This is a genomic window from Clostridium sp. DSM 8431, from assembly GCF_900116755.1.
Classification (GTDB): domain Bacteria; phylum Bacillota; class Clostridia; order Clostridiales; family Clostridiaceae; genus Clostridium.
The window spans coordinates 1-24,584 of sequence record NZ_FPBY01000035.1; the positions used below are offsets into that span (position 1 = coordinate 1).

Below are 24,584 nucleotides of genomic sequence, written 5' to 3' on the forward strand. Positions count from 1 at the left end.
AAAGTAGTATGTGATTTATTCACTACCAAATAGGACACGTTGAATAAGGAAGAATCTCAATATGGGTATATTTGTCCATATTTCGAGTAGCAGATTAAATATGTTTGTAGTAGAAAAGAAACCAAAATCAATTTCAGCAGAAAGTTATAAAACACTTAGAACAAATATTCAATATTCTTCTTTTGATAAAGAAATAAGAACAATTGTTGTAACTAGTTCTGAACCAGGAGAAGGAAAGTCTACAACATCAGGAAATTTAGCTTTTGCATTTGCTCAATCAGATAAAAAGACTATAATAATAGATTGTGATTTAAGAAAACCTTCATTACATAAAAAATTTAAAATATCAAATACTTCAGGTCTTTCTGATGTATTAATAGGTAGGGTAAAAGTAGATGAAGCAGTTCATGAGTATTCTAAAAATTTAGATGTACTAACTTCAGGAAAGCTACCTCCAAATCCATTAGAAATGTTAGGATCAAAAACAATGGAAAACCTTGTGAAGGCATTAAAATCACAATATGATATTATAATTTTAGACTCAAGCCCTCTGCAAGCTGTAACAGACTCTCAAATTCTTTCAGCTAAAGCAGATGGAACTGTTCTTGTTGTTAGAGCAGGAAAAACAAAAAAGATTCAGTAGTGCAAGCTAAAAGCCTATTAGATAAAGTTGGGGTTAATATAGTTGGAGTTGTACTTAATGGGGTGGATAATACTAGAAGAAAGTATTATTACTATTATGGAAATGAAGGTAAATAAGAGATGGGAATGAATATGATAGACATACATTCTCATATACTTCCAGGAATAGATGATGGATCTAAGAGTATTGAGATGTCTTTAGAAATGTTAAGGAATGAAGAAAAGGATGGAACTAAAAAAATAGTTGCTACTCCACATTTTTGTAGAGGCTACGGAGAAGAACAATATTCTTCTGTAAAAGAAATGGTTAAAAGTTTAAATCATAAGGCAAAAGAAGCTGGAATTAATATAAGTATTCTTTATGGACAAGAAGATTATTCTGAAGAGATACTTAGTGACTATAAAGAAGGATTAATAGGAACTATAGAAGGTACAAACTATATGCTTTTTGAGCTTCCTATGAGAGAAAATCTTGATGAAAGTATATTTGATTTGTTATATGAACTTCAAATTTTGGGGGTTAAGTTGATCTTAGCACATCCAGAAAGATATAAATTCATAATGGACAATCCATCTATGATTAATAGATTTATAGAAGAAGATATATTACTTCAAATGAATGCAGGAAGCATATGTGGAAGCTTTGGAAAAAATGTAAAGAAGACAGCAGAAATACTAGTAAAGCATGGAGTATATAATTTCATAGGTTCTGATGCTCATGATAATGAAGTAAGAGTTACCGGAATAAATGAAGGAATTGAGGAAGCATCTAAAATAAATAAGATTTATAGAAAGCATTTTGTTAAAAACTCAGAGGCTATGCTTAATAATGAAGATGTGGAATTTTTAGGGGAAAAGATAGTAAAGAAATCTTTTTTGCATAGAATTTTAGGAAAATAAATAATACATAGAAATAAGTGAGGAATCAAATTTGAATCCTCACTTATTATTTTTTTTATAAATTTAGAAAGAAAATATATGTTAATAATTAAGTATATTTATATTTAAAAGTCATACATAGAACCTGTTAATGAATATATTTTATTAAAAGGAGGGAGTGTGTATGAACTTCAAGGAATTTATTGAAAATGATAGAGAGAATAGAAATAAGGAGAAGTTTGAAGGTACTTTCTTAGATTATTTAGAAATTTTAAAACAAGATCCACGTACAGCAAAATTAGCTCATGAAAGAATGTATGACATTATTTTGGATAAAGGTGTTGAAGTTTTAAAAGGAGAAGAGAATCCAAGAATTAAAAGAATCTATGGTAATGATACTATTAGAAGATATGACTTCTTCAAAGATGATTTCTTTGGAATTGATAAGGTAATAATGAAGCTTGTTAATTACTTTAATTCAGCTGCAATGAAAGGTGAAGAATCAAGACAAGTATTATATTTAGTTGGACCAGTTGGTGCAGGTAAATCCTCTTTAGTAGAAAGCTTAAAGAAAGCATTAGAAGATGCTCCACCTATTTATTCTTTAAAGGGATGTCCAATGCATGAAGAACCTCTTCATTTAGTTCCAAGGCATTTAAGACCTGAATTTGAAAAAATGCTTGGAGTACAGATTGAAGGAGATTTATGTCCAGAATGTAGGTATAGATTAAAACATGAATATGGTGGAAGATATGAAAAATTCCCAGTCACTAAAACTACTTTTTCTATAAGATCTAGAAAAGGTATAGGAGTAGTTCCTCCAGTTGATCCAAACAACCAAGATACATCTATTTTAACTGGTTCTATTGATATTTCTAAAATGGATTTATATGCAGAAGATGACCCTAGAATCTTTTCGTTAAATGGTGCTTTTAATGTTGGAAATAGAGGTCTAGTTGAATTTATAGAAGTATTTAAGAATGATGTTGAATATCTTCATACTATAATTACAGCTACTCAGGAAAAATCGGTTCCATCTCCAGGAAAGGGTTCAATGATTTATTTTGATGGTGTAATCGTTGCTCATTCAAATGAAGCTGAGTGGAATAAGTTTAAGTCAGATCATACTAATGAAGCTATTTTAGATAGAATTGTTAAGATTGAAGTGCCTTATTGCTTAGAGCTTAATGAGGAAATGAAAATATATAATAAGATACTTAGAAAGAGTAATTTTAAAGCTCATATCGCACCTCACACAATTGAAGTTGCGGCTATGTTTGCAATACTTTCAAGATTAAATCCATCTGCTAAGGCAGATCCTATGACTAAGCTTAAAATCTATAATGGAGAAGAAATTGTTGAGAGAGGTACAACTAAGAGAATTGATATTAATGAATTAAGAGAAGAAGCAGGTTCATATGAAGGTATGAAGGGTATTTCAACAAGATTTATTATTAAAGCTATTGATAATGCCTTATCTAATTCTGAATATGACTGTATTAATCCATTAAGTGTTATGGAAAGTATCATCAAGTCAATTAAAGAAATGGATATTGGGGCTGATGATAAGAAGAAGTATCTAGGATTTGTCCAAGATACCATTAGAAAAGAATATAATAAGATTCTTGAGAAGGAAATTACTAGAGCATTTATTCATTCCTTTAAGGAACAGGCAGAGAGTCTTTTCAATAATTATATAGATAATGCTGAAGCTTTTGTTAATAAGAGCAAGATAAAGGATGTTTCAACAGGTGAAGAACTTAATCCTGATGAAGAATTCATGAAGAGTATAGAAGAGCAGATTGGAGTATCAGAAGCATCTTGTAAGGGATTTAGATCTGATGTTACTTCATATATGTTCTATTTAGTTAGAAATGGAGCAAAGATGGATTATACATCTTATGAGCCATTAAAGGAAGCTATAGAAAAGAAGTTATTAGCATCTGTTAAGGATCTTTCAAGAATCGTAACTAAGTCAAGAGTAAGAGATAAAGAACAAACTGAAAAATATAATGCTATGGTAGATGAAATGAAAAAGCAGGGTTACTGCATGCATTGCTGTGATGTAGTACTTAAGTATGCAGCTAATAATTTGTGGAAGGATTAATTAAAATATGGCCATCTTTAGGGATAATAGTAAAACTCCCGTAGATCATGATAGATCAATAGAAGATAGAAGAAGACATAGGCAGTTAGTTGATAAATCTATAAAAGAAAACCTTGGTGATATTTTATCAGAAGAAAGCATTATAGGTGAGGGAAAAAATAAAAAGTTTAAAATTCCTATTAGAGGAATTAAAGAATATCAGTTTGTTTACGGAAAAAATTCTAAAGGGGTAGCTACAGGAACAGGAAATGAAAAACGAGGAGATAAAATAGGTTCTGGAAGTCCTCAAGGAGGAACTGGAGGTAAAGGTGCTGGCAATAATGAAGGTGAAGATATTTATGAAACTGAAATAACATTAGAAGAACTTTTGGATTATATAACAGAGGATTTAAATCTTCCTAATCTTGATACTAAAAAGTATTCAGAAATAGTTACTGAGTCTTGTGGTAAAAAGCAGGGATATCAAAAGCATGGTATAAATCCTAGACTTGCAAAAAAGAAAACTGTTATGTGTAAGATTGCAAGAAAGCAAGGAAAGAAGAGAGCTTTAAAGGAAGCAGGAGTAGATGAAGATATTGAAAGATTTCCTTTTAAAGAAGATGACTTAAGATATTATAGAGTTAAAACTAAACCAAAGCGTGAAAGCAATGCCCTAATGATTTTTATTATGGATGTTTCAGGTTCTATGGATAGCTCTAAGAAGTTTTTAGCTAGGTCCTTCTTCTTTGTTTTATCTAGATTTTTAAAGAAAAAATATAATAATATTGCCTTTGAATTTATTTCACATACAACAGTAGCAAAGAGAGTTAATGAATATGAGTTTTTTCATAAAGCTGAATCAGGAGGAACTTATATTTCAAGTGGATTAGATTTAGCACTTGAGGTTATAGAACAAAATTATCCACCGACTATGTGGAATATTTATCCCGTTTATGCGTCTGATGGGGATAACTGGACTGAAGATAATGAAAAGGCAATGGAGGCTGTTAAAAATTTAAGTAAAGTAAGCAATATGTTTGGATATGCAGAACTTTTACCATCAACTTATTCAACTACTATGTATTATAGGTTTCAAAAAGAAATAAATGAAAAGAATTTTGTGCCTGTTATTATTAAGGAAAAAAGAGACTTGTGGGATGCACTTAAAGTTATGCTTAGCAGTGAGTTAAAGGAGGACTAAAGGTGGATTATAATCTTAAAGATTTGGAAATGTGGAATGAAAAAATTGAAGAAAAAGCATATGAATTAGGATTAAACTTTTACCCTCAGGAATTTGAAATTGTTGGATTTGATGAAATGCTTGGATATGAGGCATACGTAGGTATGCCTTCTAGGTATCCACACTGGAGCTTTGGAAAGTCTTATGATAAAAATAGAACATTATATTCATTTAATTTAACAGGTTTACCTTATGAGATGGTAATTAATTCAGATCCATGTCTTGCTTATCTTATGAGGGAAAATACATTGCTTTTGCAGATTTTAACTATGGCACATGTATATGGACATAATGACTTCTTTAAAAATAATAGATTATTTAAAGAGGGAACAAATGCTAGTTATTCTTTAGAGTTATTTAAGTTAGATGCAGATACAATAAGAAGTTATATAAATACTCCTGGAATAGGCTATGAAAAGGTAGAAAGAATTATTGATGCAGCTCATGCTATAAGATTTAATATAGGAAGAGTAATTGGCAGGAAAGAAAAAACTGATTCTGAAATAAGGGATGATATATTAGAGGAGTATAAGAGAAGAATTGAGAATAGAAATATACTTGATTCTAATGAAAATATAGAAATTCCAAACTTAGATAAAATTCCATTAGAGCCTTATGATGATGTTGTTCAGTTTATTATTAATTATGGACAGCTAGAGGAATGGGAAAAGAATATATTAAGAATTGTAAAAAGAGAGACAGAGTATTTTCTTCCTCAAATTGAAACTAAGACAATGAATGAAGGATGGGCATGTTTCTGTCATTATACAATTTTAAATGAGCTTAATCTTCCAGAAGGGCTTCATCTTGAATTTTTGAAGAGGCATAATGATGTTGTAGCTCCTATAATTGGAGGATTAAATCCTTATTATATAGGTTTTAAGGTATTCCAAGACTTATATAAGAGATATGGAAAAGAAAAGATTTTTGAAGTTAGAGAAATTGATAGGGATTCATCTTTCATTAGAAGATATTTAACAAAGGACTTATGCGAAGAATTAAATCTTTTTGAATATGCAAAGAGAAGCTTTGATTATGTAATTGAAGAAGTTTCAGATGAGGATGGATGGAAGAAGATAAGAGATGATCTTTCTTTTAGTATGGGGCTTGGCTCAATTCCATATATAAGAGTTATTGATTTAGATAAAAATGATAGTACTTTGACTTTAGAGCATGTATTTGATGGAAGAGAACTTGAAATGTCTTATGCAAAACAAACATTAAAGTATATTCAGACTTTATGGGGGCATAATGTAAAACTTAGAAGTAAGACTAGAGATGGAAAAGAGTTTATCTTAAAGTGTGATTATACAGGTAAAGTTTTAGTTGAGGATGGTAGCAAAAAGTAAGACAGAGAATATACTAGGTATAGGAAAAATACTTAGGAGAAATTAAATGAACTTAAAAGGAAGTAAGACAGAAAAATGTTTATATAAAACTTTTGCAGGAGAGTGCAGAGCAAGAACTAAATACTCATTGTATTCTGAAAGAGCTAAATACGAAGGTTTAGGATGGATATCACAAATATTTGATGTTACAGCGGATAATGAAAAGGCTCATGCAAGAATTGTTTATAATAGATTCTTAAAGAAGATGGGATGTACAGAAGAAAATTTAATGGAAGCAGCTAAGGGGGAAGCGGAAGAAAGTAAGAAGACCTATAAAGAATTTGAAAATATTGCACGAGAAGAAGGTTTTATAGAAATAGCTGATTTTTATAAAGAACTTCAAGAAGTTGAAGAAAATCATAGTAAGAGATTTAGTAAACTTGCTGAAAAAATGAAAAAAGATGAGCTATTAGATAGCAAAGAAACTAAGTTATGGCAGTGCATGAATTGTGGATACATTTATGAAGGAAATTCTGCTCCAAAAAACTGTCCGTTATGTAATTATCCAAAAGGATATTTTAAAGAATACTGTGCCATAAAATAATAAGTGGGGGAAGGAAAATGTTTTATAGAATTCCAGATGAGTATATTGTAGAGGTTAAAAAGGATATTACCTTTGATTTAACTTCTTGTAAAAATATAAGCAGAGGTTTTGAAGAAGAGGACCCATTTAAAGAAGCTGATGAAGAATATATAACTGAAAGTATAGAAGAATAAAACTTCTTTTATAGGGCTTTCTCAAAAAAGTAAAATATTTTTGAGCAGGCCCTTTAATTTATTAATTTGTGTTAGAGGAATTATTGTGGGATATGAAAAAGTAATACAAAGGCATTATGAAGAGATAAATAGTCTAACTTCTATGTTAAGAAATTACATTGAGATGTATAGATTATTAGTAAGTAGTACATCAGAACTAAATACAATAGCACCAGCTAAAAAAAGTGAGGTAAAGCATGCCTTAGAGAGGTTAGATGCTTTGGGGGATGTAATAGATGATATATTAAAAGTCATTAAGAAGTGTGAACCTTCTTATATTAGATATCTTTGCATTAAGAATGAGGTTATAAATGAAAAAATAGAAAAGAATGTTATAAGGACAGAATTAAATGATGAACTTACATTTGAGAATAAAGAATCTCCTAATGAAGATAATAAGAATAAATAAATTTATATATAAAAAACAAAAAACCGATTTTATAAAAATCGGTTAAAAATTTATATTTTTTTCAAATGTAATTTACTTACCTCTAAATAAGAACCAACTATAACTAAAATTACAGCAATAATAGATGGGATATTAACCCAAATAGCTAATAGTGCAAATAGTGCTAGAAAACATCCTACTATTGTTATAGGAACGCCTGTAAATACACCATCAAAAGTTGAAGTGTTGTATCTAGCAAGTCTAAATGCTCCACATATAGGTAGTGTGATTAATAGTATAGCTCCAATTAGACCAAAAGGTCCTAAATTTTCAAAATCAAATAATAAGTATATTAAAAGTGAAGGTGCTACACCGAAAGATACTAAATCGGCTAAAGAATCTAATTCCTTACCTAATTCACTTGACACTTGTAAAAATCTTGCAATCCTTCCGTCATATCTATCAACTAGACCAGCTATAAGTATAAATATACCTGCAAAAATATAATTACCTCTGTTAGTGGATAATAGTGATAAAACTCCACAAGATAAATTTATAAAGGTAAAGATATTAGGAATACAGCTTTTTCTCATATAATCACTCCTAAATTAAAACATCATTTCAAAAAGTAATTATATCATAGAATTTATTATAATATAAGAGGAATATATATGTTTAAGGTAATCTTAATGTAAGAATAGGTATTATTAATGTAAGTAATATTCTCGATATTCTCGACAGTATTTGGAATTGATGATATAATCCATGTAGTTTAGTAAATAATAATGTGGAGGTATTTTATGAAAAATGTTAGATTTATATATAACCCTTATTCAGGTGAAAATGTAATTTTACATGAATTAGACAAGGTGATAAAGTTACACCAAGATAAAGGATATCAAATTGTACCTTACAGAATTGATAGAGATAAAGATGTTTCAGAAGCTCTTGATATAGTAGATGAAACTTACAAATATGTATTAATAGCAGGTGGAGATGGAACTGTTGATTCAGTTGTAAATGCTATGAAAGTTAGAAATTTAGATCTTCCAATAGCAGTATTACCTTTAGGTACAGCAAATGATTTTGCTACTTTTTTAGGAATGTCTCAAGATGTTTCGGAATGCTTAGAGCTGATTTTATCAACAGAAGCAAAGGGGGTTGATATTGGTAAGATAAATGAAAAATATTTTGTTAATGTTGCAAGTTCAGGTCTTTTTACAGATGTATCTCAAAAGACAGATGTTAACTTAAAAAATACTATAGGAAAACTTGCATATTACTTAAAGGGAATAGAAGAAATACCAAACTTCAGAAAGCTTAAAGTAAAACTTACTTCTAAAGATATGATTTATGATGGTGAGATGTATCTTGTATTGGTATTTAATGGACAGACTGCCGGAAGCTTTAAGTTAGCTAATAGAGCTGATGTAGCTGATGGAATGCTTGATGTAATAATGATTAAAGCAGTTGCGATAAGAGAGATTTTACCTTTATTGATAAGCATACTAAAAGGTGAACATTTAGATTCAGATAAGGTACTTTATTTTAAAACTGATGATGTACTTATTGAATCTACTGAAGATATAGTAACAGATATTGATGGTGAAAGGGGACCAGATTTTCCATTACATATTCAATGTATAAAAGACGGAATAAAAGTTTTAGGAATAAAATAGTATAAGTAATAATAATAATAAGTAACTTGAGAAATATAGTTATGGAGGCTTTCTGTATGAATTTAGCCTATTATATTTTCTTGCTGCTTATTATTTTTTTATTATCTATATTAATAAGAAAAATTAATAAATCTGCACCAAAAAAAATTAGAATATACATGACTATTGTAAGTGTTCTTTTTATTTTTAGATATATTGGGTTATTCTTGTTATGTATTGTGAAAAGAAGTAATATTGCACATAAGTGCATACCTTTATTATTTTTAAATCATCTTGCTATTCCTTTAATAGTCCTGGCATTATCATACGTATTTTTAAGATGGGATAAGCTGAGTTTTAATATAAATTATATAATAGCATCAGCATTATTTTTAGGATATGTAGTAGAGATGTTTTTTGTAAGAGGTAGGATAGTATTAAGCCCTAAATATGGTTATATAATAAATATATATAATGAGGTTTATGTGTATTTAATATCACTTATTATTTTAGGAATACTTTTATGCTTCTGTTTTTATTTTTTTGACAAACCTAATAATAATAGATGGGGAATGACATATTTAATAATTGCGTTATTTACGGTTATTGCTGAAAGTATCCTTTATATAGGAGGAATGAAGCTATTTCCTTATCCTATCTTTGGAGATGCAGTTTTTATTATTTTAATTAATTTGGCAGTAAATACTTTTAAGCAGAAAGGGATTGGTTAGAATTAAAAATTGAAAATTTAAAATTTAGAATGAAGGAAAAAACTAGGCAGATCCTAGTTTGGAAAAAATATATTTTAAGAAATTCTGTATGAATTTCCTCCTTATGAATATCCTCCTTCATTTTAAATTTGGCATTTTAAATTCTAAATTCCAAAAATCAGTGTTTTCTAGACTTAGCTTTATTCTTATTTTTATTGAATGAAACCTTATTCTTTGATTTTGGTGATTCAGAGTTATGTTTACTTATATGTTTGTGGAACTTCTTACTTTCAGTATTCTTTGGCTTATATGGAAGTATTAAACAATCTTTACCTGTTCCAATTAAGTCTTGTCTTCCAGCTTGAATTAAAGCTTTTTTTACTTTTTCATAGTTCTTAGGAACAGAGTATTGAATTAATGCTCTTTGCATATCTTTTTCTTCCTGAGTTTTTGGTGTATAAACCTTCTCACCAGTTAAGGGGTTAACCCCTGTATAGTAAATAGTTGTTGCTAAACTTCCTGGTGTAGGATAAAAATCTTGAACCTGCTCTGGAGTGTATCCCATTTTCTTAACATATAGTGCAAGGTCTATAGCAGCATTTAAATCTGAACCAGGGTGTGAAGACATTAAATAAGGAACTAAGAATTGTTTCTTATTTAATTTTTTATTTATTTCAAAATATTTATTTACAAATTTATCGTATACTTCTCTTGTTGGTTTCCCCATTTGAGCTAAAACCTTAGGGCTAACATGCTCAGGAGCAACTTTTAACTGTCCACTTATATGATGCTTACATAATTCTTTAAAGAAAGTTTCATTTTTATCATGGATAAGGTAATCATATCTTATACCAGAACGGACGAATACTTTTTTGACACCTTTTATAGATCTTACTCTTTTTAAAACTGAAAGATATTCAGTATGGTCAATAATAAGATTTTTACAAGGCTTTGGGAATATACATTGTTTATTCTTACAAGTTCCATGTTCAATTTGCTTTTTGCATGCTCTATGTCTAAAGTTTGCTGTAGGGCCTCCTACATCATGAATATATCCTTTAAAATCAGGAAGTTTAGTTAAAAGTTCAGCTTCTTTTACAATGGAATCAGAACTTCTTGTTTGAATAACTCTTCCTTGATGGAAAGTAAGAGCACAGAAGGCACATGAACCATAACAGCCTCTATGACTAGTTATAGAATATTTTACTTCTCTAATAGCAGGGATTCCGCCTGCTTCCTCATAAATAGGATGATAAGTTCTCATAAATGGTAAATCATATGTTAAGTCCATTTCTTCATTACTCATAGAATCTTGAGGAGGATTTTGGACTAAGTATCTATCACCGTGTTTTTGAATAATGCCTTTGCCAATTATGTTATCTTGTTCATAGAATTGAATCTTATAAGCTTCATTATAAGAAGTCTTACTTTCTACACATTCCTCATAAGAAGGACATTCTATGTAATTATCTAATTTACTAATATCTTTAGTTACATAACAGGTACCTTTAATTGAGTTCATATTTTCAATTTTGCCACCATATCTAAAAAGTTCAGCAATTTGGATGACTGTTTTTTCACCCATACCATACATTAAAAGGTCCGCTTTTGAATCAAGAAGAATACTTCTTCTAACTTTATTACTCCAATAATCATAATGTGCAAATCTTCTAAGGCTTGCCTCAATACCGCCAATTAATATTGGAATATCTTTATAAGCTTCTCTTATTCTGTTGCAATACACAATAACAGCTCTATCTGGTCTGTATCCAGATTTTCCTCCTGGTGAATAAAGATCATCATGTCTTCTTCTTTTTGCTGAAGTATAGTGGTTAACCATGGAATCTATATTTCCTGAGTTAACTAAAAAGCCATACTTTGGTGCACCAAGTTTCATAAAGTCTTTAGTATCATGCCAGTTAGGCTGTGCAATAATTCCTACAGTAAAACCTTGAGATTCTAATGTTCTTGCTATTATAGCTGTACCAAAAGAAGGATGATCAACATAAGCATCTCCAGTAACCATTATAAAATCTAGAACGTCTATGTTGCGTTTTCTCATGTCTTCTATGCAGATAGGTAAAAAATCTTTTGCTAATTTCATATACATGCTCCCATTCATTTATTGAAATTTTTTTTAATCATAGCATATAAAATATTGTAGTTCAAATATACTATAATAAGTAGGTAGTTATAATAATTATTGCCTTTTTAACTAGATGTAATATAATAATATTAGATAAAAATGCTTAGGCAGACTTGATGTCTGCTAATTTTATGACTTAAATTCAAAAAAATAAGGTGGTGTAAATAATGGAGGATGGACCTCATAATCAGATAAAACCAAAACCGAATAGAACAATTCTAAGAGGAAACCATACATTATTATTATAAACAATGATGCATTTCCTCGGAGGAAATAGGAGGAAGGCAAAAATGAAAAGATTACTCGTAATTTTATACACTCAAATTCTAGGAAATAAGATTTATGATGAATTTAATGATGTAATTGGAGAACTTAAAGATATATATGTTACAACAGAGGAAGGCTACCCAAGAGTAATAGGATATAAAGTTAAAAGAGATGGTTCTACTTTTCATTATGAGTTTAAAAATATTAATTTCTATGATAGTAATGGAAAAGTCGTTATTAAGACAATAGGAAGTAGAGAGATTCTTCCTAGAACCTATTCATATCTTTTATCTGAAAACTTATTAGACAGAAAGATAGTAGATATTAATGGAAAAAAAGTTGTAAGGGTTAATGATTTAAGAATTGCAGAAATCGCAGGAGAATATAGGGTGGTTGCTGTTGAAACAGGTCCAGCTGCAAGATTTAGAAGAAGGGGTATTCCTAAGGTTGGTAAATTTATTTATAAGATTTTAAATAAAGATTATGAAGATAAAGTACTAATGTGGGATGATGTAGAATCAGTAGAAATGGTAAATAATAATCTTCAGCTTTCAGTACCATATAAGAAATTATCAACTCTTCACCCCGCAGACTTAGCAGATATATTAGAAGATCTAGATGAAAGCTCAAGAAAACAAGTTTTTGAAGCTCTTGATGAAGATTTAGCAGCTGATACTTTTGAAGAAATTGAAGATGAGTATAGAGGAAGTATCATAAAGGATCTATCTGAAACAAAAACAGCAGAACTTCTTGAAAATATGGACAATGATGAAATTGCCGATTTGTTAGAAGAACTTGATGGAGAAGAAAGAGAAAAAGTTCTTTTTAACTTAGAGAAAGATGATGCAGAAGAAATTAAAGAACTTTTAAAATATGAAGATGAAACTGTAGGGAGTATGATGTCAAAGGATTTTATATCTTTTGGACTAAATGTTACAGTACAAGAAACAACAGATATATTAAAGGAAATGAAACCAGATGAGGATGTAATGTATTATATATATGTTACTGATGAAGAAGAGAAAATTGAAGGTTTAGTGGTTTTAGGAGATTTAATTTTATCTGATGGAAATGTTATGTTAAAGGATATCATGGAAGATAATATAGTAACGGTAAGACATGATGCTCCTATAGAAGAAGCCATTGAACAAGCAGCAAAATATGATTTACTATCAACAGCTGTAGTTGATGAAAATAACAAGCTTGTAGGTATAATTCATATACATGATATCATAGATGAAGCTCTATATCCATTATGGAAGAAAAAGAACAAAAAAGTAAATAATAACTAAAAACTTACTAAATGTAGTTGACAAATAAGAAATAAAGAATATAATAAAATTATAAAGGATATTAAATTACTCGGATTTAAAGACGATGAAGAAGGAAAGTAGCATATTTGACCTTTTCAGAGAGAAAATGTTTGGTGTGAATTTTCAAGCGTGATTTATGTGAAGTGCCCTTTGGAGTTGAAGTTTGAACTTAAGTATGACTTTTCGGGACTGCCCGTTATAGCAGTGAGGTACTAATTAGGTACTAAAATGAGTGGAACTTTTGTTCAATTAGAGTGGAACCGCGAAATACACTTCGTCTCTATGTATTAATAGAGATGAGGTTTTTTTTATATAAGAATTTTTAGATAGACAAGGAGAGATAAATATGATATATGAAAATGTACTTGAACTTATAGGAAATACACCATTATTAAAAGTTAATAGTTTTAACGAAGAAAATGCTGGAGAATTATATGTAAAACTTGAAAAGTTTAATCCAGGTGGAAGTGTAAAAGATAGAGCGGCATTAGGAATGCTTGAAAAAGCAGAAAAAGATGGAATATTAAAACCAGGAATGACTATAGTAGAACCAACAAGCGGTAATACAGGAATAGGTTTAGCACTTGTTGGAAGATTAAAAGGATATAAAGTTATAATTATTATGCCTGAAACAATGAGTAAGGAAAGAAGAGATTTAATTAAGGCTTACGGAGCAGAACTTATTTTAACTGAAGGAAGTAAGGGAATGAAGGGTGCTATAGAAAAGGCTGTTGAATATTCTGAAAAGCCAGGATATTTAATACCTCAACAATTTGAAAATATAGCAAATTCATTAAAGCACTATGAAACTACAGCAGAGGAAATTTACAATGATTTAAGTGATGTTGACTATGTAGTAGCTGGTGTTGGTTCAGGTGGAACTATAACAGGTGTTGCTAAAAAACTAAAAGAAAAATCAGATAAGGTTAAGGCAGTAGCGGTAGAACCAGCTTCATCACCAGTTCTTAGTGGTGGAAAACCAGGAGCTCACAAGATTCAAGGTATTGGAGCAGGATTTATACCAGGAGTATATAAAGCTGAATATGTAGATGAGGTATTCCAAGTAAAAGATGAAGACGCAATTAGAACAGCTAAAGAATTTGCAGAAAAAGAAGGGGTTTTAGTTGGAATATCTTCAGGAGCTGCAATATTTGCTGCTATGGAGATAGCAAGAAGAGCAGGTAAAGGAAGTAAGGTAGTTGCAGTAGCTCCAGATGGAGGAGAAAAATATATATCTATGGGAATTTATGACTAATAAATTGATATAATATTATAAAAGGAGTTGTAGATTTTGTTTAAAAATTTAAGATACGATTTAAATAGGATTTTAGAAAATGATCCAGCTGCAAGAACTAAATTAGAAGTATTTCTATTATATCCATCCATTCATGCTTTGATTGCATATAGAATTTCACACTTCTTTTATAAGCATAAACTATTTTTTGGGGCTAGGTTGATTTCACAGACAGCAAGGTTTTTTACAGGAATAGAGATTCATCCTGGTGCAACCATAGGTAAAGGGTTATTTATTGATCATGGAATGGGTGTAGTAATAGGAGAAACAGCTGAAATTGGTGATGATGTTACTCTTTATCATGGTGTGACTCTTGGAGGTACAGGAAAAGATAAGGGTAAGAGACATCCAACCATAGGTAATAATGTAGTTATAGGAACAGGTGCTAAAGTACTAGGACCTATATTTATAGGAAATAATGCAAAAGTTGGAGGTAATGCTGTTGTTGTTAAAGATGTTCCAGATGGAGCAACTGCAGTAGGAATTCCAGCTAAGAATATCATTAGAAAAGCTAATGCCACTGTGATAGAAATAGAGATGTTTAGAGGTAGAAAAGAAAAGATATATAATGATATGATAATTTAATAGATGTTTATAGCACTAATTAAGTAAGTATTTAGAGTAAACTTAATTAGTGCTTTTTAACGTATATTAGAAGTATAATATTTCTTTAATAGGAATCACTGATTATTGCAGGCTTTTGTGATTTGTGATGTCGAAAAAGAACAGAAAAATAATATAATTGGATTGCATTTTGAATATTTCTAAGACTTAGATAAAGTTGATGCTTCAGCTAAAAAGCTTGATATCAGTCACTTTGTTTTTGCTAAGGAAAGAATAGATGTAAAGATAAATACCTTTCTATTACATAGACTTTTTAAAAAAAGTGACATATAATTAATATAGTTTAAAAATACTAAAAAAGCAGGTAAAAAAATGTTATCTCCAATAGCTGTAAAAATGTTTAAACTAATGCCAGAATCCATGGTTGTTTTTTTTGGAAAAAAAGTTATGTATGGATATATAAAAAAATATGCAGACTTAAATATAGAAGGGTATGAGAAAATTAAAAATATAAAAGAACCTAAGATTTTTATATGTAATCATTTGAGTAATTCAGATGGACTTGTTTTAAGTAAAGTTTTAAAGGATGATTTTGATCCTTACTTTATTGCAGGTGCTAAATTATCAGATGACCCTATAACAAAGATAGGGACTGAAATAGTAAAAAACATTAAGGTGAAGCCAAATTCTGCAGATAAAGAAGCTATAACTACAATGGTTAAGGCTTTGAAAAATGGGGAAAACATTATGATATTTCCAGAGGGGACAAGAAGTAGAACTGGTGCAATGATTGAGGGAAAAAAGGGTATACTATTATTAGCCAGATTAACAAAGGCAGTTATAATTCCTATAGGAATGACAGGGACGGAAAAGCTTTTGCCAATAGATGATTCTCATGATATGGGAAAAGAAACATGGCATCACTCAAAGGTTACTATAAAAATTGGTGACCCTGTGAGTATTTCTAAAAGAGAAAAAGATGAGGAAAAGCATGCTTATGAAGATAGATGCTTAACTGAAATTATGAAGTCTATTGCATGTCTTTTACCAGAGAATTATAGAGGAGTATATAAGTAAATGAAACAGAAGACTAGAAAAATTTTGGATACTTTAAAAGAGTTGTATCCAGATGCTGGGTGTGAATTGAATTATAAAACACCTTTTCAATTATTAGTAGCTACAATAATGTCTGCTCAGACAACAGATGCAAAGGTAAATGAAATAACAGCAACATTATTTAAAGATTATCCAGATTTAGATGCATTCTTAAAGCTTTCAAATGAAGAGTTGGAAAATAGAATTCATCAAATAGGACTATATAGAAATAAAAGCAAAAATATTATTATGATGTGTCATCAATTAAAAGAAAACTTTAATGGTGAAGTTCCAAAAACTATGGAAGGCATAATGTCACTATCTGGAGCTGGAAGAAAAACTGCAAATGTAGTTTTATCAAATGCTTTTGGTGTTCCGGCAATAGCTGTAGACACTCATGTTTTTAGAGTTTCTAATAAACTTGGACTTGCTGATTCTGACAATGTTTTAGAAGTTGAAAAGCAGCTTCAAAAGGAAATTCCAAAAAAAGAATGGTCTTTAGCTCACCATTTATTAATTTTTCATGGAAGAAGAATTTGTATAGCAAGAAAACCTAAGTGTGAAATATGTCCACTTACTAAAGAATGTAAGTACTATAAAGAAATTAGTAGCATTAAGAAAAAGTAAAATGGTTAATGCCACTGTCTTATAAAAATTAAAGATAAGTGGTACTTAACCATTTTTTATTTTGAGAATATAATTTATTATAGTTAGAAACGAGAAAAACTAGGAGGTACATTTTTTATGAAAGTTGGAGTAATAATGGGAGGAATTTCTTCAGAAAGAGAAATTTCAATTCAAAGTGGAGAAGCTATAGTTAAAAGTATAGATAAAAATAAATATGATGTAGTGTCAATAGTTCTTAATGAAAAGATGGATATAATTAATAAGGTTAAGGATGAAAATCTTGATTTTGCATTATTAGCACTTCATGGACAATTTGGAGAGGACGGAACAGTTCAATCTGTACTTCAAACATTAGGTGTACCTTATTCAGGATGTGGTCCATTAAGTAGTGCAGCATGTATGGACAAGGATATGACAAAGACTTTATTAAAGGCTGCAGGTATAAGAACAGCACCTTGGATAAATCTTAGAGAAGATGATGAAATTAACTATGATGAAATAGAAGCTTTAGGATATCCAGTAGTAGTTAAACCAACTCATGGGGGATCAAGTGTAGCTACATTTATAGTTAAGGAAGCTAAAGAAATTGAAAAATGCGTTAAAGAAGCTTTTAAATGGGATACAGAAGTAATGATAGAAAAATTCATTAAGGGTGATGAAATTACATGTCCTATTTTAGGTAAGGAAATGTTCCCAGTAGTTGCAATTAAGCCAAGTGATGAATATGAATTCTTTGATTTTACAGCTAAGTATGCTGATGGTGGGTCAGATGAATTTGTTATAGAATTAGAAGAAGGACTAAAAGAAGAAGTTGAAAAGATGGCTTTAGGTACTCATAAGGCATTAAAATGTGCAGCTTATTCAAGAGTAGATATGATAATAACGCCTGATAAGAAACCATATGTACTAGAAGTTAACACTTTACCAGGAATGACAAAGAATAGTTTATTCCCTAAGAGTACAGCAGGTAAGAATATAGAATATAGCAAACTTATTGATTTAATTATTGAAGAGTCATTAAAGCAAAAAAGATAGTTTATAATTAATTCTGATATTATAAATATAGCCTGATATAACAGTTGTTATATCGGGTTTTATTTTTGTGCTAAAACATATAATAATAAAAAATTAAGATGTTATAAAGATTTAAATTAAGATATTATTTGTAAAATAAGTATAGTAAAAATTATAATTGTTATATAAAAGAAAGATAAGGGTGAGATACTTGGAGAAAATATTAATTGTTGATGATGAAAAAGAAATTAGAGATTTAGTTGAAATATATTTAAAAAGTGAAGGCTATGAAACTGTAAAATGTAATGATGGAGAAGAGGCTTTAAGAGTAATTAATGAAGATAATGATATTGATCTAGTTATTCTAGATGTTATGATGCCAAAGCTAAATGGAATAGATACATGTTTAAAAATAAGAGAAGAAAAAGAAATGCCTATAATAATGCTTTCAGCAAAGTCTGAAGATATAGATAAAATTTTAGGATTAAATATGGGAGCTGATGATTATTTGACTAAACCTTTTAATCCTTTAGAGCTGATTGCAAGAGTAAAGTCACAGCTTAGAAGGTTTTATAGATTAAATCCTAAAGCTTCTATAAGAGAAGAGGCAGAAGTAAATAAAAATAAAGTTATTATAGATGAGCTTGAAATGGACTTAGATAATCATGAGGCAAAGTTGAATGGAGTTTTAATAAAACTTACACCAACTGAATTTGATATATTAGTGCTTTTAGGCAAAAATAGAGGTAAGGTTTTTTCTATAGCTAATATTTACGAAAGTGTTTGGAATCAAGAATTCATGGAGTCAGATAATACTGTAATGGTTCATATAAGAAAGATAAGAGAAAAAATAGAAGAAAACCCTAGAAAGCCTAAATTCATAAAAACAGTATGGGGAGTTGGATATAAAATTGATAAGTAAAAAGGATAGTTTCTTTAAGAGAAAATTAAGAAAGCTTTATAGAAAAAAGTATTTTAATTCCATTAGAAAATATATTGACTTATTAAAGGTGAAGATAGAAGAAAGCATAAGGTTTGAATTAATGGTAGTAATATCAATATGTTTTGCAATATCTTTTGTTTTTTATGGTTTTATGAACAATGCACTTACAAGGGAAAATAAGGTGCCTAGAATAACTTATAATTATAATAGTATAATGGATACTTCTAATTATTACATTAATATGATACAGGATGAGGCTAAGCAAATTAATTTTAATGAAGATGTGGTTTTTGGTAGGATTTTTTCTGAGATAGATAAAACTGGTGCTAAGGCTTACGTAACTGATTTAGATGGTAATGTATTAAGAAAATCTTCTAATGTTATAGAAGATAAAATAGATATATTTAGTGCTATTGGAGGCATGTCTAATATAGACAATAAAGGAAATGAAGGAGCAGCAGTAAAATATATTTATCCAATTACTATTAATGAAAATAGAATGTACTTTTTATATGAGGATATTCCTGAAGCTAATATTAAGTATGAGGTTTATGAATCTAAAGATTCTTTTTTAGCTTTAGCATTATCCCTTACTGTATTTATTATTTTATTTATAACTATAACTAATAAAAAGATGAAATATCTTGATGAGATAGCTATAGGTCTTAAAAATATAGCAGGTGGGAATTTAAAATATCATATTAGGGAAGAGGGGAATGATGAAATAAGAAAGATAGCTTCTAACATAAATTATATGGCAGAGGAAATTAATAAAAAGATTTTAGCGGAAAGAAATGCAGAGAAGACAAAAGCAGATTTGATTACAACTGTTTCACATGATTTAAGAACACCTCTTACATCTATTATGGGTTATATAGGCCTTGTTAAAGATGAAAGATATGAAGATGAAGAAACTAAGAAAGAATATCTTAATATTGCTTTTAATAAAGCTGAAAAGCTCAAGGTATTAATTGAAGATTTATTTGAATATACTAAACTTAATAATGCCGGAATGAAAATAAATAAGATAGATGTTAATATTAATGAATTTTTATCTCAAATTATAGAAGAACTTATGCCTATTTTTGAAGAAAATGATTTAACAGTATCAAATAGTACTACCCGTGAGAATATATATGTAAGTTTAGATCCAGATAAAATGCTTAGAGTTTTTGAGAATTTATTTACTAATGCAGTTAAGTATTCTTATAAACCAGGGGAAATTCAAGTCTCTGTTTTTGAAAGCGATGGATATGTTAGTGTAGCAATAAAAAATAAAGGACAGCATATATCAAAAGAAAAGGTAGATAAACTTTTTGATAGATTCTATAGAGTTGATGAATCAAGAAATGCTAGCACTGGAGGTTCAGGACTTGGCCTTGCCATTGCAAAAAATATTGTTGAGCTTCATGGAGGTAAGATTTATGCAGAGTGCTATGGAGAAAACATTATTTTTAATGTGAAGTTAAGAATAAAAAATAATGATAAATAGAAGTAACTTTTTAACTAGTATATAAATACAATGTAAGGGTAAGAAATTTTATTTTGGGGGAACTATGCAGAATAAAAATGCTAATAGTTTATTTGGTATAGATATTAATGAGTATACTCAAAATGTTCAATTTAATGTTTTAGCAACAAAAATAGACTTTTTATACTTAAGGTCTTCAGGTTCAGGAACAGGAAGATTTAGAGTTGATAGAAGTTTCTTAGAATATGCAAGACAGGCAAGAGCATATGGAATACCAGTTGGAGCATATCACTTTGGAGTACCTTCTTCTGATCTTACTGATGCAGATAGACAGTGTGATGATTTTATAAACATACTTCAAGAAGGGTTTGGAGATAAGGATTATGGAGATCTTTTTCCTGTAATAGACATAGAAACACCAGTGGATAATTCAATTTCTACTGAAACCTTAGTAAATTGGGTAGACAGGTTTAGAAAGAGATTTGAAAAGAAAACTAGAAGGACATTAATGCTTTATACAGGTTCATTTTTTATAAGCCTTTATAATAATTTCTATGTTCCGGGTAAGGGATATCTTTTAAAAACTATGCCTTTATGGATTGCTATGTATACAAAATTAGCAGGTAATTCTCCATTTCCTGAAGATCAAGGTGGGTGGAAAAATTGGAGAGTATGGCAGTTTAGCGAAGATTTAAATGTAGAGGGAGTTGGAAATCCTGTTGATGCAAACTGGGGACCTAATAATATAGAGTTATTGACTCAACCATCTATAGTTACAGGATTAAAGGCTGTAAGAGAGAAAAGTGGAATTTTAATTACTTGGAATAGGATACCTGATATTGATTTGCTTGGATATAATATTTTTATAGATAATTATTGGGTTGGAACAGTTGATGAAGATGCTACTAAGTTTTTTATTAAGAAGAGTAAATTAAATGTGAAAAAAAGGTAGTAAAATTACAATAACAATTGAAGCTTTTGACTATGATGGTGAGGTATCAAAGAGGAGGGCTAAAGTAGTTTTATAAGAAAAAAATTAAGAATCTGCAGTGTAGTGAAATTTATGAAATATTAAGATTTACTATACTGTGTTCTTTTTTTGATAAATATATTGTTTTATTTGTAAAGTAATGTATAATAAATTGGATAATGATTAGAAGTTAAGGGGAGATTATACATGCAAAAGAGAAGGATAGAAAGATACAATGGTAATAGAAATAGAAAAAATTATATAGCCATAGCATCATTATCTACCATAGCTTTATGTGGATTTTTAGGATATTCTGTAGCAATTAAAAATATGACTGATAAATGGGACAATAAAATTTATTCTGGAATTAAGATAAATGAATTAGATTTAAGTGGAATGACAAAAGAAGAAGCAGAAGAAAAACTTAATAATACTTATGGAAGTTTACTTCAAAGTAAAAAAATTGATTTTGTAGTTAATGGAAGTACTTATAACTATACATATGGCGATATTGATGGAAAGTATATGATTGAAAATACAGTGGACAAGGCTCTGACATTTGGTAAAGATAAAAATTTTTATGAAAAATACTCATTAATTAAAAATAATAAGAATAATACTTATAATATAGAATTAGAATTTAACTATAATAAGGAAAAACTAGATAGTATAAAAGAAGAAGTAAGTAATTTAGTACAAATTAATGCTAAGAGTGCAGATATAGAAATTTCTAATTCACAAATTAAACTTATTCCATCTCAAAATGGATATGAAATAGATAAAGAGGATTTTGATAGTAAGGTGAATTCTTTTATAGAGAATAATAATGGCAAAGATACTGAAATGAATATCAATGGAAGTGTAATTGAGCCTAGAATAACTACAGATGATCTAGCAAAGATTACTGGCAAAATGTCAAGTTATAGTACAACTTACACAGTAGGAGAAAGAGGAAAAAATCTTGAACTTGCATCTTCTTTAATAGATGGAATGATATTAATGCCAGGAGAGACTTTTAGTTATGATGAGATAACTCAAAAAGGAAGAGGAAACTATACTTATGCCAATGGATATATAAATGGAAAAGTAGAAAAGGTTGAAGCAGGCGGAATATGTCAGGTATCAAGTACACTTTATAGAGCAGTTATGAGAGCTAATATAAAATCTATTGAAAGACATAATCATATGATGACAGTAGGTTACGCAGCACCTGGGCTTGATGCAACAGTTTCTTGGGGATATTTAGACTATAAATTTGCAAACACTTATGATTTTCCAATATATATTGAGGCTATTTATGGAGGAGGAAACGTAACTTTTAATATTTATGGTGATCCATCTGCACTTAATGGTTTTACTTATGATATTACAGCACAAAATTTAGGCGTAGATTCAAAGGGAAATTTGAAGGCAAAATCATATTTAGTTACTTATAAAAATGGTGTGGAAGTTAATAGAGAGTATTTGGCAACAGATACTTATATGCCATCAGCTCATTAAAAAATGAAATTAATGAATAAATTTCTCCATTGAAGAAAACAATTATAAAGGTTATAATATTGGAATGGAATACTCTAAGTATAAATTTTTATGATTTTATGGAGGATATGTCGTTTTGAATTTAAATATAGTTTTGTATCAACCAGAGATACCACAAAATACAGGAAATATAGCAAGAACTTGTGTTTTAACAAATTCTAAATTACACTTAATAAAACCTTTAGGATTTGAATTAGATGAAAAACATTTAAGAAGAGCAGGATTAGATTATTGGAAGTATCTAGACCTAGAAGTTCATGAAAGTTACGAAGATTTCATGAAAAAGTATGGAGATAAAAGAATATTTTTATCAACAACTCATGGAGGAGAATATTATGATGAAGTTTCATTTAATGAAGATGATTTCATAATGTTTGGTAAAGAATCTGCAGGAGTACCAGAAAGTGTTCATGAAGATTTAGAGAATATAAGAGTACCAATGTTACAAACTAGTACTAGAAGTTTAAATTTATCAAATACAGTAGCAATAGTTGCTTATGAGGCGTTAAGACAAATAGGATTTCCTAATATGAAATAAAAGTAGAGGGGAATGAGGAAAATGGAAAAGATAAAAATAATAACAGATAGTTCAGCAGATTTACCAAAAGAAGTTTTCGATAAGCTAGATATAACAGTTTTACCGCTACGTATTAATTTTGGAGAAGATAGCTACTTTGATGGAGTAGATATAACTAGAGACGTAATGTTTAAGAGAATAGAAGAAGATACAAGTGTATTCCCAAATACATCTCAAGTTACTCCAGTAAGATTTGAAGAAGCTTTTAGAAAATATTTATCAGAAGGATATGACAAGATTTTATGTATAAATCTTTCTTCAGGAATGAGTGGAACATATCAATCTGCATGTCTTGCTAAAAATATGATTGATAGTGATGATATATATGTTATGGACTCAAGAAATGTTACATCAGGATTAGCACTTCTTGCATATAGAGCTGCATTATTAAGAGATCAAGGAAAATCCTTCAATGAAATAATTGAAGATTTAGAAAGTAAGAAAAGTACTATTTCTTCATCATTATGCTTTGAATCATTAGATAACCTTGTAAAAGGAGGAAGAATTCCTAAAACAGTAAGTGTAGTAACTGGAGTTCTTGGAATTAAACTTATACTTGAAGTTAAAGATGGTTTAATGTCAGTAAAAGATAAGGTGAGAGGCGGAAAGAAAGCTGCTAAGAAAATTATAAAAGATTTAGAAGAACTTGGGCATCTTGAAGGTATGCCAGTAATTCTTTTAAATGTTAATAACGTTGAAGTATACAATATAATAAAAGAATATTTAGAAGAAAATAATATTGAGTATATAGATGCAGAAGTAGGATGCACAGTTGGTATTCACTCTGGAGATAATGCAACAGGATTATTTTTCTATTCAAATAAATAATAAATATAAGTTTATATAAGTTGTGACCTTTTTAGAGGATGTTAAAAAAGGGTTACGTAGCCAAAAGCTGATTTCTGTAATATGCAGAAGTCAGCTTTTTTGTTCGCCCAGCATGTTTGCTGAGCCAGCAGGCTGAAAGAAGCCTGCGTCGCCGTCCCGATAGGAAGACAACTCGAATGCAAGTGCGTT

At 29.5% G+C, this 24,584-nt stretch carries 22 protein-coding genes, 2 pseudogenes and 1 other annotated feature; of the genes and pseudogenes, 22 read left to right on the plus strand and 2 right to left on the minus strand.

What is annotated here, in order from left to right; genetic code table 11:
* Positions 1 to 100 precede the first annotated feature (100 nt).
* From BM384_RS05225 to BM384_RS05255, 8 genes and pseudogenes are all read left to right on the plus strand, one after another.
* A pseudogene (locus tag BM384_RS05225) lies at positions 101 to 759 on the plus strand (CpsD/CapB family tyrosine-protein kinase).
* A 15-nt stretch (positions 760 to 774) separates the two neighbouring features.
* Entirely contained in the window at positions 775 to 1,542 is a 768-nt protein-coding gene (locus tag BM384_RS05230) for a tyrosine-protein phosphatase (RefSeq protein ID WP_090011812.1), read from the plus strand.
* Positions 1,543 to 1,705: 163 nt separating this feature from the next.
* Entirely contained in the window at positions 1,706 to 3,628 is a 1,923-nt protein-coding gene (locus BM384_RS05235) for a PrkA family serine protein kinase (RefSeq protein WP_090011775.1), read from the plus strand.
* 7 nt (positions 3,629 to 3,635) lie between these two features.
* On the plus strand, positions 3,636 to 4,808 hold the full coding sequence (yhbH, locus tag BM384_RS05240) for a sporulation protein YhbH (protein ID WP_090011777.1): 1,173 nt from the start codon (positions 3,636 to 3,638) through the stop codon (positions 4,806 to 4,808).
* A 2-nt stretch (positions 4,809 to 4,810) separates the two neighbouring features.
* A complete protein-coding gene (locus BM384_RS05245) occupies positions 4,811 to 6,196 on the plus strand; it encodes a SpoVR family protein (RefSeq protein ID WP_090011779.1) in 1,386 nt (461 codons plus the stop codon).
* 46 nt (positions 6,197 to 6,242) lie between these two features.
* Positions 6,243 to 6,779, plus strand: a complete 537-nt coding sequence (locus BM384_RS05250) for a rubrerythrin family protein (protein ID WP_090011780.1) — start codon at positions 6,243 to 6,245, stop codon at positions 6,777 to 6,779.
* Positions 6,780 to 6,796: 17 nt separating this feature from the next.
* Positions 6,797 to 6,952 carry a hypothetical protein gene (locus BM384_RS17575; protein ID WP_175537291.1) on the plus strand — a complete coding sequence of 52 codons (156 nt, stop codon included), beginning with the start codon at positions 6,797 to 6,799 and terminating at the stop codon, positions 6,950 to 6,952.
* Between the two features lie 85 nt (positions 6,953 to 7,037).
* Positions 7,038 to 7,400: a hypothetical protein gene (locus tag BM384_RS05255; RefSeq protein ID WP_090011782.1), complete on the plus strand. Its 363-nt coding sequence runs from the start codon at positions 7,038 to 7,040 to the stop codon at positions 7,398 to 7,400.
* Positions 7,401 to 7,450: 50 nt separating this feature from the next.
* Here BM384_RS05255 and BM384_RS05260 read toward each other — a convergent pair whose 3' ends face one another.
* Positions 7,451 to 7,972 (minus strand): CDP-alcohol phosphatidyltransferase family protein, encoded by a 522-nt coding sequence (locus tag BM384_RS05260; protein WP_090011784.1) that lies wholly within the window; start codon positions 7,970 to 7,972, stop codon positions 7,451 to 7,453.
* 207 nt (positions 7,973 to 8,179) lie between these two features.
* On the opposite strand from BM384_RS05260, the gene BM384_RS05265 reads away from it, so the two are divergent.
* Entirely contained in the window at positions 8,180 to 9,058 is an 879-nt protein-coding gene (locus BM384_RS05265; protein ID WP_090011785.1) for a YegS/Rv2252/BmrU family lipid kinase, read from the plus strand.
* 56 nt (positions 9,059 to 9,114) lie between these two features.
* Positions 9,115 to 9,768 (plus strand): hypothetical protein, encoded by a 654-nt coding sequence (locus BM384_RS05270; protein ID WP_090011786.1) that lies wholly within the window; start codon positions 9,115 to 9,117, stop codon positions 9,766 to 9,768.
* 157 nt (positions 9,769 to 9,925) lie between these two features.
* Here the strand turns inward: BM384_RS05270 and BM384_RS05275 are convergent, their stop codons facing one another.
* On the minus strand, positions 9,926 to 11,851 hold the full coding sequence (locus tag BM384_RS05275) for a YgiQ family radical SAM protein (protein WP_090011788.1): 1,926 nt from the start codon (positions 11,849 to 11,851) through the stop codon (positions 9,926 to 9,928).
* Positions 11,852 to 12,183: 332 nt separating this feature from the next.
* Between BM384_RS05275 and BM384_RS05280 the strand changes: the two genes are divergently transcribed.
* The 12 genes and pseudogenes from BM384_RS05280 (at position 12,184) to BM384_RS05335 (ending at position 24,395) form a co-directional block, all read left to right on the plus strand.
* Positions 12,184 to 13,452, plus strand: coding sequence for a magnesium transporter (locus BM384_RS05280; RefSeq protein WP_090011790.1), 1,269 nt, complete (start codon positions 12,184 to 12,186; stop codon positions 13,450 to 13,452).
* Between the two features lie 76 nt (positions 13,453 to 13,528).
* Positions 13,529 to 13,758, plus strand: a binding site (T-box leader).
* A gap of 61 nt (positions 13,759 to 13,819) precedes the next feature.
* The gene (cysK, locus tag BM384_RS05285; protein ID WP_090011792.1) at positions 13,820 to 14,728 is read left to right on the plus strand and encodes a cysteine synthase A; all 909 of its coding nucleotides are present in this window, start codon (positions 13,820 to 13,822) and stop codon (positions 14,726 to 14,728) included.
* 36 nt (positions 14,729 to 14,764) lie between these two features.
* The gene (gene epsC / locus BM384_RS05290) at positions 14,765 to 15,352 is read left to right on the plus strand and encodes a serine O-acetyltransferase EpsC (RefSeq protein ID WP_090011794.1); all 588 of its coding nucleotides are present in this window, start codon (positions 14,765 to 14,767) and stop codon (positions 15,350 to 15,352) included.
* 351 nt (positions 15,353 to 15,703) lie between these two features.
* The gene (locus tag BM384_RS05295; RefSeq protein WP_090011796.1) at positions 15,704 to 16,408 is read left to right on the plus strand and encodes a lysophospholipid acyltransferase family protein; all 705 of its coding nucleotides are present in this window, start codon (positions 15,704 to 15,706) and stop codon (positions 16,406 to 16,408) included.
* Complete coding sequence (gene nth / locus BM384_RS05300; protein WP_090011798.1) at positions 16,409 to 17,053, plus strand: endonuclease III; 645 nt, start codon at positions 16,409 to 16,411, stop codon at positions 17,051 to 17,053.
* Between the two features lie 117 nt (positions 17,054 to 17,170).
* Positions 17,171 to 18,088 carry a D-alanine--D-alanine ligase gene (locus BM384_RS05305; protein ID WP_090011800.1) on the plus strand — a complete coding sequence of 306 codons (918 nt, stop codon included), beginning with the start codon at positions 17,171 to 17,173 and terminating at the stop codon, positions 18,086 to 18,088.
* 181 nt (positions 18,089 to 18,269) lie between these two features.
* Positions 18,270 to 18,989 carry a response regulator transcription factor gene (locus tag BM384_RS05310; protein WP_090011802.1) on the plus strand — a complete coding sequence of 240 codons (720 nt, stop codon included), beginning with the start codon at positions 18,270 to 18,272 and terminating at the stop codon, positions 18,987 to 18,989.
* Positions 18,979 to 20,502 (plus strand): sensor histidine kinase, encoded by a 1,524-nt coding sequence (locus tag BM384_RS05315; RefSeq protein ID WP_090011804.1) that lies wholly within the window; start codon positions 18,979 to 18,981, stop codon positions 20,500 to 20,502. Before BM384_RS05310 ends, BM384_RS05315 begins: the two co-directional genes overlap by 11 nt.
* Before the next feature lie 64 nt (positions 20,503 to 20,566).
* Positions 20,567 to 21,509, plus strand: a pseudogene (locus BM384_RS05320) (glycoside hydrolase family 25 protein).
* A 149-nt stretch (positions 21,510 to 21,658) separates the two neighbouring features.
* Complete coding sequence (locus tag BM384_RS05325; protein WP_090011806.1) at positions 21,659 to 22,951, plus strand: VanW family protein; 1,293 nt, start codon at positions 21,659 to 21,661, stop codon at positions 22,949 to 22,951.
* A gap of 115 nt (positions 22,952 to 23,066) precedes the next feature.
* Positions 23,067 to 23,528: a tRNA (cytidine(34)-2'-O)-methyltransferase gene (locus BM384_RS05330; protein ID WP_090011808.1), complete on the plus strand. Its 462-nt coding sequence runs from the start codon at positions 23,067 to 23,069 to the stop codon at positions 23,526 to 23,528.
* Between the two features lie 21 nt (positions 23,529 to 23,549).
* Positions 23,550 to 24,395 (plus strand): DegV family protein, encoded by an 846-nt coding sequence (locus BM384_RS05335; protein ID WP_090011810.1) that lies wholly within the window; start codon positions 23,550 to 23,552, stop codon positions 24,393 to 24,395.
* Positions 24,396 to 24,584: the final 189 nt, after the last annotated feature.

What these genes read in the sequence shown, in the direction of transcription:
- BM384_RS05270 (WP_090011786.1), top strand. Translation starts at nt 9,115, where the DNA reads ATGAATTTAGCCTATTATATTTTCTTGCTGCTTATTATTTTTTTATTA.
- BM384_RS05230 (WP_090011812.1), top strand. Translation starts at nt 775, where the DNA reads ATGATAGACATACATTCTCATATACTTCCAGGAATAGATGATGGATCT.
- BM384_RS05275 (WP_090011788.1), bottom strand. Translation starts at nt 11,851, where the DNA reads ATGAAATTAGCAAAAGATTTTTTACCTATCTGCATAGAAGACATGAGA.
- BM384_RS05250 (WP_090011780.1), top strand. Translation starts at nt 6,243, where the DNA reads ATGAACTTAAAAGGAAGTAAGACAGAAAAATGTTTATATAAAACTTTT.
- BM384_RS05280 (WP_090011790.1), top strand. Translation starts at nt 12,184, where the DNA reads ATGAAAAGATTACTCGTAATTTTATACACTCAAATTCTAGGAAATAAG.
- BM384_RS05235 (WP_090011775.1), top strand. Translation starts at nt 1,706, where the DNA reads ATGAACTTCAAGGAATTTATTGAAAATGATAGAGAGAATAGAAATAAG.
- cysK (WP_090011792.1), top strand. Translation starts at nt 13,820, where the DNA reads ATGATATATGAAAATGTACTTGAACTTATAGGAAATACACCATTATTA.
- yhbH (WP_090011777.1), top strand. Translation starts at nt 3,636, where the DNA reads ATGGCCATCTTTAGGGATAATAGTAAAACTCCCGTAGATCATGATAGA.
- BM384_RS05295 (WP_090011796.1), top strand. Translation starts at nt 15,704, where the DNA reads ATGTTATCTCCAATAGCTGTAAAAATGTTTAAACTAATGCCAGAATCC.
- BM384_RS05335 (WP_090011810.1), top strand. Translation starts at nt 23,550, where the DNA reads ATGGAAAAGATAAAAATAATAACAGATAGTTCAGCAGATTTACCAAAA.
- BM384_RS05260 (WP_090011784.1), bottom strand. Translation starts at nt 7,972, where the DNA reads ATGAGAAAAAGCTGTATTCCTAATATCTTTACCTTTATAAATTTATCT.
- BM384_RS17575 (WP_175537291.1), top strand. Translation starts at nt 6,797, where the DNA reads ATGTTTTATAGAATTCCAGATGAGTATATTGTAGAGGTTAAAAAGGAT.
- BM384_RS05265 (WP_090011785.1), top strand. Translation starts at nt 8,180, where the DNA reads ATGAAAAATGTTAGATTTATATATAACCCTTATTCAGGTGAAAATGTA.
- nth (WP_090011798.1), top strand. Translation starts at nt 16,409, where the DNA reads ATGAAACAGAAGACTAGAAAAATTTTGGATACTTTAAAAGAGTTGTAT.
- BM384_RS05325 (WP_090011806.1), top strand. Translation starts at nt 21,659, where the DNA reads ATGCAAAAGAGAAGGATAGAAAGATACAATGGTAATAGAAATAGAAAA.
- BM384_RS05305 (WP_090011800.1), top strand. Translation starts at nt 17,171, where the DNA reads ATGAAAGTTGGAGTAATAATGGGAGGAATTTCTTCAGAAAGAGAAATT.